The organism is Nocardia sp. NPDC006630 (assembly GCF_040611495.1).
Taxonomy (GTDB): domain Bacteria; phylum Actinomycetota; class Actinomycetes; order Mycobacteriales; family Mycobacteriaceae; genus Nocardia.
Genome location: NZ_JBEXOK010000005.1, coordinates 427,731 through 439,844, shown reverse-complemented (window position 1 = coordinate 439,844; position 12,114 = coordinate 427,731). Strand labels below are relative to the sequence as shown.

Here is a 12,114-nt window from a genome sequence, read left to right as displayed (position 1 = left end):
GGGCGTCGCTAGGGTGGCGGGCATGCTGCTGTGGATCAATGGGCCGTTCGGAGGCGGTAAGACACAGACCGCGCACGAATTGCTGCGGCGACTGCCGGGGAGTGTGATCTGCGATCCGGAGATGGTGGGGTTCGGACTGCATCGGACCATGCCCAAACAATTGCGGGAGGACTTCCAGAATCTGCCGGCCTGGCGGCAGGGCGTATTCGAGGTGCTGGACATCGTGCTCCGCAAACACATCGGGCCGGTGATCGCGCCCATGACCGTGGTGGAACCGGCCTACTTCGCCGAAACCGTGGGGCGGCTACGCGAAAAGGGCCACGACGTACGGCATTTCACCCTGCTCGCCGAACGAGAGACCGTACTGCGGAGACTGCGCGAACGGTCGCTGTTCGGGCTGCGGCACGAGAGCTTCGCGGTGGGGCAGGTGGATCGATGTCTGAACAACCTGCGAGAACCGGAATTCGCCGAGCATATTCACACCGACTCCATCGATATCGCCGATGTGGCCGACCGTATTGCCGCCTCCAGCGGATTGAGTCTGCTGCCCGATGCCGATGGCCCGGTGCGCACGCGGCTGCGGCGGGCGCTGGTCGGGGTCAAGCACATTCGGTTCGGCTGAGTTCCTCGGTGCTCAGTTCATCAGTGCTCAATCTCGGGCCGGGGTGATCAGGGCGAGGACCAGGCCGATGATGCCGAGCACGAGAATGACGATCGGCCATATCCAGCTGGTGGTCAGGACCATGGCCAGAATGCCGAGAATCAGGGTGCCGGCGCCCAGCAGCAGGCTCTGGCAATCACGGTTCATCTGTGCGGCCTACTTCGAGAACGAATTCGCCTGGCAGACAGTGCGAATCGAGGTGGTCGCCCCGTCCAGATCCTGCGCTTTCAGCCAGTGGAATCCGGAGGAGGTGAATTTGCCCAGCTTATCGCTGTCGGCGCGGACGCCATCCTGGTCGGCGCCGCGATAGTTCGCCGCCGCATTGCGCAAATCCTTGAGCTGACCGGTCAATTCGGACCGCGCCGCCTGTAGTCTGGACAGCTTTCCGCACAACTCCGCCTGCTGCACCGGCCAGCCGACCATGCAGGCCAGACCGAAGGCGGCCACCGCGGCGACGGCGATCAGCTGATTCATTTGGCGCACCATGCGCCGACGGCCGAAAACCCTGCCCGCCGACTCCGGCAGGTCCGGGCGAACCTGCCGGAGCAGGTGCCGGAACACCGGGAAATTGGGAATCTCATCGATGCCCTGGGTGACGCGGGTCTGCGCACCGGCTTCGATGACCGCCTGGCCCTGGTGCACGCGGAAGGCGCGAAGCTCCTGCAGGGCAAGGGTTTTCCGGCCGGCCCCGACCTCGTACGCGGAGATCCACCACGGCCCGAACTGCACCCGATGACCAGCCCGCACGGCATCGCTCGCACCGCCGGCCTGCCGCACGGCGACGGCCTCCACCAATTGCGGGCCCCACTCCCCCGGACCCGTGATCGCCTCGGTCACCTTCAGCTCCGCACCACGGGTATCGATGATCCGATACTCGTACGAGGTGTGCGTGTGGACACCGTTGCGGTGCATGCGAACGATCTTCTGCCGCACCTCGGTCGAGTCGTAGCGCGCTACCCGCACATCCCTGCCGACGATGACGGTGCAGCCGTTCTCGTACAGATCAAGCCGCGCATCACCTTTCGCCGCGGGATAACCCCTGCGGTGCCTGCCGAGACCATGGACCTGGGCCGTCTCGGCAATGCGCCGCAACCGTTCCGGATCACGGTTCGCGCCGCTGGCATCGCCGGACATGCCCCTCCTCGGTCGATCACATTCGGGCCCAAACTATCCGGCCCGCGTAGCCTCCGCAAAAGGAACAGCACTGTTTCACCACGCGCGACTGAAACTGGTTCGGGTCCGTGCCGACGAAATCAGCAGGGGCACAGACGAACGCACCCGCCTCGGCTGAGCCGGGGCGGGTGCGGAAGTGGTTGCGCGGGTGACTACTCCGGGCGGAGGGTCAGGATGCGCGGGCCGTCCTCGGTGACGGCAACCGTGTGCTCCCAGTGGGCGGCGCGGGTGCCGTCGGTGGTGACGACGGTCCAATCGTCGTCCAGGGTCTTGGTTTCCGTGGTGCCGAGGGTGAGCATGGGCTCGATGGCCAGGACCGAACCGACCACGAGCTGCGGGCCCTTACCGGGCGCGCCCTCATTGGGCAGGAACGGATCCATATGCATTTCGCGGCCGATGGCGTGACCGCCGTAGCCGTCGACAATGCCGTAGGAGCGACCGTGATCGGCCGCCGCGGCATAGGTGCCTAGCTCGATGGCGTGTGACACATCCGTCAATCGATTGCCGGGAAGCATGACCGCGATGCCCGCTTCCATCGAGAGCTTGGTCGCCTCACTGAGCAGGCGATCGGCCTCGATAATGTTTCCCACACCGAAGGTCCACGCCGAATCGCCGTGCCAGCCTTCGAGAATCGCGCCGCAGTCGATGGAGACCAGATCGCCCTCGGCCAGCACATCGTCCTTGGACGGGATGCCGTGCACGACGCGATCGTTCACCGAGGAGCAGATCGACCCCGGGAACCCGTGATAGCCCTTGAACGAGGGGACGGCTCCGGATTCGCGGATGAGCTGTTCGGCGACCTCGTCCAATTCCAGGGTGGAAACCCCAGGCTTGGCGGCGGCACGCACTGCCACCAGGGCACGGCCGACGATAGCGCCGGCCGCCGCCATGGCGTCCAGTTCACCGGCGGTGCGGAACGGCACCACCTTCTTGTTCTTACGGCCGAAGACCATTCAGCGACCCAGCGCCGCGAGTGCGCGCGTGTTCACGTCTTCGATCTCGCCGACGCCCTCCACCGTGACGACCAGGCCGTCATAGTGATCGAGCAGCGGTTCGGTCTCCTCGCGGTACACACGCATGCGGTTGCGGATGGTCTCCTCGGTGTCGTCGCCACGGCCGCGGGCCAGCATGCGCTCGACCACGACGTCCTCGGGAACCACGAAGCAGATCACGGCGTCGATCGCCAGGTTCGACTCCTTGAGCATGCGCTCCAGGGCATCGGCCTGATCCACGGTGCGCGGATAGCCGTCCAGCACAAAGCCGTTGGTGGCGTCCGGCTCGGCGATGCGGGCCTCGACCATACGGTTGGTCACATCGCTGGGAACCAGATCGCCTGCGTCCATGTACTTCTGGGCTTCGCGGCCCAGCGGAGTCTGCTGGCTGATGTTCGCGCGGAACAGATCCCCGGTGGAGATGTGCGGTACACCCAGCTTTTCCGACAGTAGAACGGCCTGGGTGCCTTTGCCGGCACCGGGCGGCCCGAGCAGAACAACTCTCACTTGAGGAACCCTTCGTAATTTCGATTCATCAACTGGCTCTCGATCTGTTTCACCGTATCGAGGCCGACGCTCACAATGATCAACACCGCGGTGCCACCGAACGGCAGGCTCTGTACGCCGGTGTTGGTGCCGAGACCCAGCAGCAGGTTCGGCAGTACGGCGACAGCACCGAGGTAGATCGAACCGGGCAGGGTGATCCGGCTGAGGACGTAGTTGAGGTAGTCCGCGGTGGGCTTACCCGGGCGATAGCCGGGGATGAAGCCACCGAACTTCTTCATTTCGTCCGCGCGTTCCTCCGGGTTGAAGGTGATCGCGACATAGAAGTAGGTGAAGAACACGATGAGCGCGAAGTAGATCGCGACGTACACCGGGTTGCTCGGATTGACCAGATACTTCTGGATGAGCTGCTGCCACTCGGCGGGATTGCCCGAATTCTTCTGGGTCAACTGCGCCAACAGGTTCGGCAGATAGAGCAGAGAGGACGCGAAGATCACCGGGATGACACCGGCCTGATTGACCTTCAGCGGCAGATAGGTCGACGAACCGCCGTACATCTTCCGGCCCACCACGCGCTTGGCGTATTGCACCGGAATTCGGCGCTGGCCCTGCTCCACGAAGATGACGCCGACGATCACCACGAGTGCGGCGGCGGCCACCATGGCGGTGACTCCCCAGCCGCGGCCGTCGTAGATCGTCTTGCCCTCGGACGGGATACGAGCGGCGATACCGGCGAAGATCAAGAGCGACATGCCGTTACCGACACCGCGCTCGGTGATCTGCTCGCCGAACCACATGACCAGGGACGCACCAGCGGTCATGACCAGCACGATGATGATCATGCCGAAGACGGAGGTGTCGTCGAGAATGTCTTTGGGGCACCCGCGCAGCAGCTGACCGCGGGAAGCCAGCGCGACCAGACCGGTCGACTGCAGGATCGCCAGCGCGACCGCCAGATAGCGGGTGTACTGGGTCATCTTGTTCTGACCCGATTGGCCTTCTTTTCGCAGTTCCTCGAACCGCGGGATCACAACGGTCAGCAGCTGGATAATGATGCTCGCGGTGATGTACGGCATGATGCCGATCGCGAACACGGAAAGCTGCAGTAGCGCGCCGCCGGAGAAGAGATTGATGAGCTGATAGATGCCGGCGGAATCCCCGCCGTTGACCAGCGCCACACAGTCTTGGACATTTTTGTAACTGACGCCCGGGGAGGGCAGAGACGCACCCAGCCGGTAGAGGGCGATCAGCCCCAGCGTGAAGAGAATCTTCCGCCGTAAGTCCGGGGTCCGGAAAGCCGACACGAAGGCGGAAAGCACAGATCCTCCTGGCGAACGACATAGGTCAGGCCATGGCTACAACGACGGAAACGCCGAATCCCCATGACGGTGTTGGCAGACAACAACTGAACTCTAACAGTGACACCGGACGAGCTCGCGACTCGTCCGGTGTCTCTGCTGTTTCAGGTTACCGTCAGGCCAGTGCGGTGGCAGTGCCACCGGCCGCGGCGATCTTCGCCGTGGCGGAACCGGAGAACTTATCGGCGGAGACCTGAACGGCCACACCGATTTCGCCCTCGCCGAGCACCTTCACGAGCTCGTTCTTGCGAACGAGACCCGAGGCGACGAGCTCGGCCTTGCCGATGGTGCCGCCCTCGGGGAACACGCGGGCGATATCGGACACGTTCACGACCTGGTACTCGGTGCGGAACGGGTTCTTGAAGCCCTTGAGCTTGGGCAGACGCATATGCAGCGGCATCTGTCCACCCTCGAAGCGGACCGGAACATTCTTGCGAGCCTTCGTACCCTTGGTACCGCGGCCCGCGGTCTTACCCTTGGAACCTTCACCGCGACCCAGACGGGTCTTCTCGGTCTTGGAACCGGGGGCAGGACGCAGGTGGTGCAACTTGATGGTCATGCGTTAAACCTCCTCAACCTGAACGAGGTGGCGCACGACGTTGATCAGACCACGGTTCTGCGCATTGTCCTCACGGACAACTTCCTGGCGAATGCCACGCAGGCCGAGGGTCCGCAGCGACTCGCGCTGGTTCCGCAGGGCGCCAATGGAGCTCTTAGTTTGGGTCACCTTGAGATCTGCCATGTCAGACTCCCTGTCCCGCACGCGCACGCAGCATGCCCGCAGGTGCCACATCCTCGAGGGGCAGACCACGACGAGCGGCCACCTCCTCCGGGCGCTGCAGCATCTTGAGGGCAGCAACGGTGGCGTGCACAACGTTGATGGCGTTATCGCTACCGAGCGACTTCGCCAGAATGTCGTGGATGCCAGCGCACTCCAGCACGGCACGCGCCGCGCCACCGGCGATCACACCGGTACCGGGCGAAGCCGGACGCAGCATGACCACACCGGCCGCCGCCTCACCCTGAACCGGGTGGACGATGGTGGAGCCGATCATCGGAACGCGGAAGAAGCTCTTACGAGCCTCCTCGACACCCTTCTGGATGGCCGCGGGAACTTCCTTGGCCTTGCCGTAGCCGACGCCGACCAGACCGTTGCCGTCACCGACGATCACGAGGGCGGTGAAGCTGAAGCGACGACCACCCTTCACGACCTTGGAGACGCGGTTGATCGCGACTACGCGCTCGAGCTGGTTGGTCTTCTCGGCAGGGGCCTGATCGCGGCCACCGCGGCCACGGCCACGGTTGTCGCGGTCATTGCCGCCGGCGTTGGGACCAGCATTGTTGTTTCCGGCGGGACCGTTGTTTCCGCCGTCACGCCGTTGACGTCCCGGCATCAGACGTTCCTTCCGTTCGCAGAGTTGATCATCAGAACTTCAGCCCACCTTCACGGGCGGCATCCGCGAGCGCCGCGATACGGCCGTGGTAGTCGTGACCACCACGGTCGAACACGACGGCTTCGATGCCGGCAGCCTTGGCGCGGGCGGCGATGAGCTCGCCGACCTTGGCGCCCTTGGCGGACTTGTCACCCTCGGCGGCACGCACATCGGCTTCGGTGGTCGAGGCGAACGCGATGGTCTTACCCACCGAGTCGTCGATCAGCTGAGCGTGGATGTGGCGCGCAGAGCGGTTGACCACCAGGCGCGGGCGCACGGTGGTTCCTTCGATCTTCTTACGGAGACGGAAGTGGCGGCGCGTCTTGGAGAGACGACGCGCGGTCGAGGCATCCGTACCGACCGGCTTACGCCGAGCCTTCTGGTTTGCTGTTTGTGCCATTGCTTACTTACCCGTCTTTCCGACCTTGCGGCGAACGACCTCGCCGGCGTAGCGGATGCCCTTGCCCTTGTACGGGTCGGGCTTGCGCAGGCCGTGAATAACCGCTGCGATCTGGCCGACCTTCTGCTTGTCGATGCCCGACACCGAGAACTTGGTGGGAGCCTCGACCGCGAAGGTGATGCCCTCAGGAGCCTCGATCGGGACAGCGTGGCTGTAGCCCAGGGCGAACTCGAGGTTCGAGCCCTTGGCCTGCACGCGGTAACCGACGCCGAAGATTTCCATCTTCTTTTCGTAGCCTGTGGTCACACCGACGATCATGTTGGCGATCAGGGTGCGGGTCAGGCCGTGCAGCGAGCGGTTCTGACGCTCGTCGTTCGGACGAACGACCTCGAGCTCACCGGACTCCGCCTTGGTGACGACGATCGGCTCGGCGACCACGTGCGTCAGGGTGCCCTTCGGGCCCTTGACCGCGACGTTCTGGCCGTCGATGGTGATCTCGACGCCGGCGGGAACGGGAATCGGCTTCTTACCGATACGCGACATTGGTTCCTACCTCCCTTACCAGACGTAGGCGAGGACTTCCCCGCCTACACTCTGCTGCTTGGCCTGACGGTCCGTGAGCAGACCAGCGGACGTGGAGATGATCGCCACGCCGAGGCCGCCGAGCACCTTGGGCAGGTTGGTGGACTTCGCGTACACGCGCAGACCCGGCTTGGAAACGCGACGCACACCCTGAAGGCTGCGCTCACGGCTCGGGCCGTACTTGAGGTCGACGACAAGCGCCTTGCCGACGGTCGCATCTTCGATGCGGTAGTCGGCGATGTAGCCCTCACGCTTGAGGATCTCGGCGATGTTCACCTTGATCTTCGAGTGCGGAGCCTTCACCTGGTCGTGGTACGCCGAATTGGCGTTGCGCAGACGGGTCAAGAAGTCTGCGATTGGGTCAGTCATGGTCATGTGTTTGACCGGTACCTTTCTCGCCGCGGTTCCCATTCAGCACCGTCAGAGATCGGCGGTCGTGGGCCTACGACAATTCGGGGCGGTCCGGTCGAGATCGCTCGACCGGATCATTCGCTTGTGCCTGGAAGCAAGCCACACGCAGACGCATGCGGACATAGAAGTGCCCAGGCAACCGCACAAGTGTAGACAAGGGCAGATCAGCGACCAAATCGGGGTAACCGATCCCACTGCACCAGCTTCGAAGTGGCGAGGAGCGGGCCGCGTTCAGAAACGGTGAAAAGCATCGGCTCGGTAGGGTGATCAGCATGTCGACGCCGCAGGATGAGCCGGTGCGCCTCGTTTCCGTGGAGGAGTTCCTGGAAGGCCAGCCAGACTCCTTCACCGAGATCCACGACGGCACGCTGATTACTGCCATGGCACAGTCGCCGGAGCACGACCTCGTCATCAGGCGACTTGCAGCGGCTGTCGAATACGCGATCGACCCACAGGGACCGTGCCGTGAGGTGCACAGCGATACGCCGATGCGCCTCGCCGATGCGGAACCGATTGATCAGTCTCGCCGCCTTCGAGTGCGATATCCGGATCTGATCCTGCGCGACTGCGCCGATGGGCCGTACGACGTCCAAAAGGTCGCCCAGCAAACACTTCTCGTCGTCGAGGTTACCTCAGCGGACACTGTCGATACGGATATCGGCATCAAGCGGGAACTGTATGCGCGAGAGGGAATCCCGGTCTACCTGATCGTGCATTTCGCCAAGGACTGGCAGCAGATCACCGAGATCGAAGAATGCCGGCTCGATTGGTCCGGGTGCCGCTATGTCACACGTCAAACACATTACAACGCACTGGTTCTCACCGAACCCGTAACCTTGGCGATCACCTTCTCCGACCTGCAGAGCCGGCTGCCCCGACGGGGATAGACGGACCGGCAGGCTCGCCGATCCCCAGCCGGTTCGGCGTCGGCGTCGAAATCATACGGAGAGGCGACCACGCCTACGCCGGCATATGAACCGCGGGCGTAGGGATCCGATGACCATGCTGTGCGCGAAATACGCTGGGGTGCTGGGGCATCGGGGCCGAAGATATCGCGCACCACGGTTGTCGAGTAATCGTGCACCTGCTGGTCGGACCAGGATTCCAGGGCGCGGCCCAGGGACGCTCCCAGCAGGAGGACCAGGATCGGCTTGTCGTGCGACTTCCACATGCTGATGACCACGGTGGGGTGTCCATCGGTCTCGCGGCACAGGTAGCCGAAGACGTATTGCTCTGCGGGCCAGAACCTTTCGGGATAGTGCAGGGCGATCTTGTTGAGGGTGCCGAAGCCGAGCCGGTCCATAGCCTGTTGTTTGGCCTGCGGCAGAGGCGGGTCGAATTCCACGTCACCGGATTTGAGCACCCCGAGCGGGACGGTGACCAGTACCTTGTCGGCCTCGAAGGCGGTGTCGGCAGTCATGACGCGGACTCCGTTGTCGTCCAGCTCTATTCGGCGCACGGGAGCGTTCAGTTCGATGGTCAGATCCTCGGCGACATCCTCACGCAGGATCACAGTATTGCTGAAAGCCATTGCGGGCGATCGGGAATTCCATTCTCGAGCTACGTGACGTCGCGGTCGTGCCGGTTTTGTGCCATCACGATGTCGGCCGTGTGCCGGTAGAGCCAATCCAAGAACGGTTGCAGCGATACGGTGAGCCCCTCGCCGAGTTCGGTGAGTTCGTAGCGGACCCGGGGCGGGGTGACCGGTTCGACGGTGCGTGTCACCAGTCCGTCCCGGACGAGCATGCGCAATGTCTGCGACAGCATCTTCTCGCTGATTCCGTCGATCATTTTGTGCAGTTCGGCGAATCGCATCGATCCGCGGGTGAGGGCGGCCAGAATCAGGACGCCCCAGCGGCTCGTGATGTGGTCGAGCACCTCCCGGACGGGGCAGTCGCTGTTGAATGCATCACTCGTGTCCTGCCATACGCGATACGGGACCTGCGGGCTTGCCGTCACCTCAGTAGCTTACCCAGAGGTATGTCCGTACCAATGGTAAGTGCGTGGCGCCTACTCTCCGACCATGACGACAGTAGTTTTCGGAGCCAGTGGAAATGTTGGCAAATATGTTGCGGCAGGGCTTGATTCGCTGGGTGTGCCGGTTCGTTTGACGAGCCGCGACCTCAGCACGGCAGGCTTCCCGCCGAGCGCGGACGCGGTCGCCGCGGATATCGAACGCCCCGAAACCCTTTCGGCCGCACTCGAAGGCGCGCAACGAGTGTTCCTCTACGCCAAACCGGACGGGATCGACGGATTCGTCGCCGCTGCCGAATCCGCCGGGGTGCGGCACGTGGTACTGCTCTCGTCGGCGGCAGTGGTGACGAGCGACCCCACGCTCGACCCGATCGCACAGGTACACGCCATCGTCGAAGCCGCCATCGAGAAGTCCGGTCTCGACTGGACATTCATCCGGCCCGGCATGTTCGCCACCAACTCGCTGTGGCTGTGGCAGCGCACCATTCGCGAGAATGGCATCGTCCGCCTGCCCTACCCGGACGCGCGAACGACACCCGTCCACGAGAAGGACCTGGCGGCACTCGCCGTGACCGCACTGACCGACCCGGGCCACGAGGGTCGCTCCTACCTGGTGTCCGGCCCCGAGGCACTCCCCCTGCGGCAGCAGGTGCGTCACATCGGCGAGGCCATAGGCCGCGACATCGTCATCGAAGAGGTCGGCGCCAACCAGGCCCGCACGGAACTACTGAAAATCTTGCCGCCCATCGCCGCCGACGGCATCCTGGCCGCATGGAAGGCCGGTGCCGGCACCTCACCGGTTCCGACGAGCGTCGAGGCGATCACCCGACGACCCGCGCACACTTTCGCACAATGGGCCCACGACCACGCAGCCGACTTCCGCTGAGCCCCGCGCGGATAGCGAAAACCGCAGGCCCCCTTCCGAATTGCTTCGGGAGGGGGCCTGCGGTTTAGAACGGTCAGTCTCTAGGGGAGCTCAGCTCACCAGGAGGACTTGTGCACGCCCGGGAGTTCGCCGCGGTGGGCCATCTCACGGAGGCAGATGCGGCAGAGGCCGAACTTGCGGTAGACGGCGTGCGGGCGGCCGCAGCGCTGGCAGCGGGTGTAGGCGCGCACCGCGAACTTCGGCTTGGCGTTGGCCTTGTTGACGAGGGCTTTCTTGGCCATTCTCAGTTCTCCTTGAACGGGAAGCCGAGGTGCTTGAGCAGGGCGCGGCCTTCTTCGTTATTGGTCGCGGTCGTCACCACGGTGATGTCCATACCACGCGGACGGTCGATGCGGTCCACGTCGATCTCGTGGAACATCGACTGCTCGCTCAGGCCGAACGTGTAGTTGCCGTTGCCGTCGAACTGCTTCGGCGAAAGGCCGCGGAAGTCGCGGATACGGGGCAGCGCGATGGAGATCAGGCGATCCAGGAACTCCCACATGCGGTCGCCACGAAGGGTGACCTTCGCGCCGATCGGCATGCCCTCACGCAGCTTGAACTGCGCGATGGACTTCGTGGCCTTCCGGATTTCCGGCTTCTGGCCCGTGATCAGGGTCAGGTCCGCGACGGCGCCGTTGATCAGCTTCGCGTCACGGGCGGCGTCGCCGACACCCATGTTCACGACGACCTTGACGACGCCCGGGATCTGCATCACGTTGGCGTAGTTGAACTCGCTGTTCAGCGCGTCCTTGATCTCGGCACGGTAGCGCGCCTTGAGGCGCGGCTGCACCTTGTTCTCAGTAGAAGTCATCTCAGATGTCCTTCCCGTTGCGACGGGAGATACGAACCCGCTTGCCGTTGTCATCGGTGCGGAAGCCGACGCGGGTCGGCTTGCCGTCCGAGTCCACAACCATCACGTTGGAGGCCTGGATCGGCGCTTCCTGGGTCACGATGCCGCCGGAGCTGGCGCCACGCTGGTTCGCGGAGTTCGCGACGTGCTTCTTGATCCGGTTCACGCCTTCGACGAGGACCTTGCCGGTCGCGGGGTAGGCCTGAATGACCTTGCCCTTGGCGCCCTTGTCCTTGCCCGAAACGACGATCACGGTGTCGCCCTTGTGCACCTTCATGGCTAGAGCACCTCCGGGGCCAGCGAAACGATCTTCATGAACTTCTTCTCGCGCAGCTCACGGCCGACCGGGCCGAAGATGCGGGTGCCGCGCGGATCGTGATCCGGCTTGATCAGCACCGCGGCGTTCTCGTCGAAACGGATGTACGAACCATCCGGGCGACGACGCTCCTTGGTGGTGCGAACAACGACGGCCTTGACGACCTCGCCCTTCTTGACGTTGCCACCGGGGATGGCGTCCTTCACGGTAGCGACGATGATGTCGCCGATACCGGCATAGCGACGCGACGAACCACCGAGCACGCGGATGCAAAGGATTTCCTTGGCACCCGTGTTGTCGGCGACGCGCAGTCGCGACTCTTGCTGAATCACTTCAGCTCCTCCTAGACCTGGACGAAATACACGCCGGATTGCCGACCCGGACGCGCATGGTCAGTTAGCCACCGAAACGCGCGCCTGCCTGCGGTTTTGCTCGATCGAGATCGGGCAACCACAGGGGGTTCGCGGCCGGATTGCGGGCATAGCTCCCGCGGGCAACCGGTCAAGTGTAGCCAAACCCCAGGTGGGGCCCAAAC

General features: G+C 63.9%; 20 protein-coding genes. 3 read left to right on the top strand and 17 right to left on the bottom strand.

Annotated elements, in window-relative coordinates:
- Nucleotides 1–22 precede the first annotated feature (22 nt).
- Complete coding sequence (locus ABZX86_RS17065) at nucleotides 23–622, top strand: AAA family ATPase (RefSeq protein WP_355124417.1); 600 nt, start codon at nucleotides 23–25, stop codon at nucleotides 620–622.
- Nucleotides 623–649: 27 nt separating this feature from the next.
- On the opposite strand, the gene ABZX86_RS17060 is transcribed toward ABZX86_RS17065, so the two are convergent.
- From ABZX86_RS17060 to rpsH, 11 genes are all read right to left on the bottom strand, one after another.
- A complete protein-coding gene (locus ABZX86_RS17060) occupies nucleotides 650–808 on the bottom strand; it encodes a hypothetical protein (protein ID WP_355124415.1) in 159 nt (52 codons plus the stop codon).
- A 9-nt stretch (nucleotides 809–817) separates the two neighbouring features.
- On the bottom strand, nucleotides 818–1,795 hold the full coding sequence (locus ABZX86_RS17055; RefSeq protein WP_355124413.1) for a DUF6585 family protein: 978 nt from the start codon (nucleotides 1,793–1,795) through the stop codon (nucleotides 818–820).
- A gap of 191 nt (nucleotides 1,796–1,986) precedes the next feature.
- The gene (gene map, locus ABZX86_RS17050; protein WP_355124411.1) at nucleotides 1,987–2,787 is read right to left on the bottom strand and encodes a type I methionyl aminopeptidase; all 801 of its coding nucleotides are present in this window, start codon (nucleotides 2,785–2,787) and stop codon (nucleotides 1,987–1,989) included.
- Nucleotides 2,788–3,333, bottom strand: coding sequence for an adenylate kinase (locus tag ABZX86_RS17045; RefSeq protein WP_297616236.1), 546 nt, complete (start codon nucleotides 3,331–3,333; stop codon nucleotides 2,788–2,790).
- Nucleotides 3,330–4,649: a preprotein translocase subunit SecY gene (secY, locus tag ABZX86_RS17040; protein ID WP_327143710.1), complete on the bottom strand. Its 1,320-nt coding sequence runs from the start codon at nucleotides 4,647–4,649 to the stop codon at nucleotides 3,330–3,332. The genes ABZX86_RS17045 and secY overlap by 4 nt, the downstream gene beginning before the upstream one ends.
- 154 nt (nucleotides 4,650–4,803) lie before the next feature.
- Nucleotides 4,804–5,247, bottom strand: a complete 444-nt coding sequence (gene rplO, locus ABZX86_RS17035) for a 50S ribosomal protein L15 (protein WP_327143709.1) — start codon at nucleotides 5,245–5,247, stop codon at nucleotides 4,804–4,806.
- Between the two features lie 3 nt (nucleotides 5,248–5,250).
- A complete protein-coding gene (gene rpmD / locus ABZX86_RS17030; protein WP_297616246.1) occupies nucleotides 5,251–5,430 on the bottom strand; it encodes a 50S ribosomal protein L30 in 180 nt (59 codons plus the stop codon).
- Nucleotide 5,431: 1 nt separating this feature from the next.
- Nucleotides 5,432–6,082 carry a 30S ribosomal protein S5 gene (gene rpsE / locus ABZX86_RS17025; protein WP_355124408.1) on the bottom strand — a complete coding sequence of 217 codons (651 nt, stop codon included), beginning with the start codon at nucleotides 6,080–6,082 and terminating at the stop codon, nucleotides 5,432–5,434.
- Between the two features lie 31 nt (nucleotides 6,083–6,113).
- Entirely contained in the window at nucleotides 6,114–6,521 is a 408-nt protein-coding gene (gene rplR, locus ABZX86_RS17020) for a 50S ribosomal protein L18 (protein ID WP_297616252.1), read from the bottom strand.
- A gap of 3 nt (nucleotides 6,522–6,524) precedes the next feature.
- Complete coding sequence (gene rplF / locus ABZX86_RS17015; RefSeq protein ID WP_355124406.1) at nucleotides 6,525–7,064, bottom strand: 50S ribosomal protein L6; 540 nt, start codon at nucleotides 7,062–7,064, stop codon at nucleotides 6,525–6,527.
- Between the two features lie 15 nt (nucleotides 7,065–7,079).
- The gene (rpsH, locus tag ABZX86_RS17010) at nucleotides 7,080–7,478 is read right to left on the bottom strand and encodes a 30S ribosomal protein S8 (RefSeq protein ID WP_327143707.1); all 399 of its coding nucleotides are present in this window, start codon (nucleotides 7,476–7,478) and stop codon (nucleotides 7,080–7,082) included.
- Between the two features lie 308 nt (nucleotides 7,479–7,786).
- Here rpsH and ABZX86_RS17005 point away from each other — a divergent pair, with 308 nt between their 5' ends.
- On the top strand, nucleotides 7,787–8,401 hold the full coding sequence (locus ABZX86_RS17005) for a Uma2 family endonuclease (RefSeq protein ID WP_355124404.1): 615 nt from the start codon (nucleotides 7,787–7,789) through the stop codon (nucleotides 8,399–8,401).
- Here ABZX86_RS17005 and ABZX86_RS17000 read toward each other — a convergent pair.
- Complete coding sequence (locus ABZX86_RS17000; RefSeq protein ID WP_355124402.1) at nucleotides 8,317–9,045, bottom strand: NAD(P)/FAD-dependent oxidoreductase; 729 nt, start codon at nucleotides 9,043–9,045, stop codon at nucleotides 8,317–8,319. The genes ABZX86_RS17005 and ABZX86_RS17000 overlap by 85 nt on opposite strands.
- A 29-nt stretch (nucleotides 9,046–9,074) precedes the next feature.
- Nucleotides 9,075–9,473 (bottom strand): helix-turn-helix domain-containing protein, encoded by a 399-nt coding sequence (locus ABZX86_RS16995; RefSeq protein ID WP_355124400.1) that lies wholly within the window; start codon nucleotides 9,471–9,473, stop codon nucleotides 9,075–9,077.
- 64 nt (nucleotides 9,474–9,537) lie between these two features.
- Between ABZX86_RS16995 and ABZX86_RS16990 the strand changes: the two genes are divergently transcribed.
- Entirely contained in the window at nucleotides 9,538–10,374 is an 837-nt protein-coding gene (locus tag ABZX86_RS16990) for an NAD(P)H-binding protein (protein ID WP_355124398.1), read from the top strand.
- A 95-nt stretch (nucleotides 10,375–10,469) separates the two neighbouring features.
- Here the strand turns inward: ABZX86_RS16990 and ABZX86_RS16985 are convergent, their stop codons facing one another.
- Genes ABZX86_RS16985 through rplN form a run of 4 tightly spaced genes read right to left on the bottom strand, consistent with a single transcriptional unit; the run spans nucleotide 10,470 to nucleotide 11,911 of the window.
- The gene (locus tag ABZX86_RS16985) at nucleotides 10,470–10,655 is read right to left on the bottom strand and encodes a type Z 30S ribosomal protein S14 (protein ID WP_067695781.1); all 186 of its coding nucleotides are present in this window, start codon (nucleotides 10,653–10,655) and stop codon (nucleotides 10,470–10,472) included.
- Nucleotides 10,656–10,657: 2 nt separating this feature from the next.
- A complete protein-coding gene (gene rplE / locus ABZX86_RS16980) occupies nucleotides 10,658–11,224 on the bottom strand; it encodes a 50S ribosomal protein L5 (RefSeq protein ID WP_153808456.1) in 567 nt (188 codons plus the stop codon).
- A 1-nt stretch (nucleotide 11,225) separates the two neighbouring features.
- Nucleotides 11,226–11,540: a 50S ribosomal protein L24 gene (gene rplX, locus ABZX86_RS16975; RefSeq protein ID WP_327143706.1), complete on the bottom strand. Its 315-nt coding sequence runs from the start codon at nucleotides 11,538–11,540 to the stop codon at nucleotides 11,226–11,228.
- Nucleotides 11,541–11,542: 2 nt separating this feature from the next.
- Nucleotides 11,543–11,911 (bottom strand): 50S ribosomal protein L14, encoded by a 369-nt coding sequence (gene rplN, locus ABZX86_RS16970; RefSeq protein WP_297622674.1) that lies wholly within the window; start codon nucleotides 11,909–11,911, stop codon nucleotides 11,543–11,545.
- Nucleotides 11,912–12,114 lie beyond the last annotated feature (203 nt).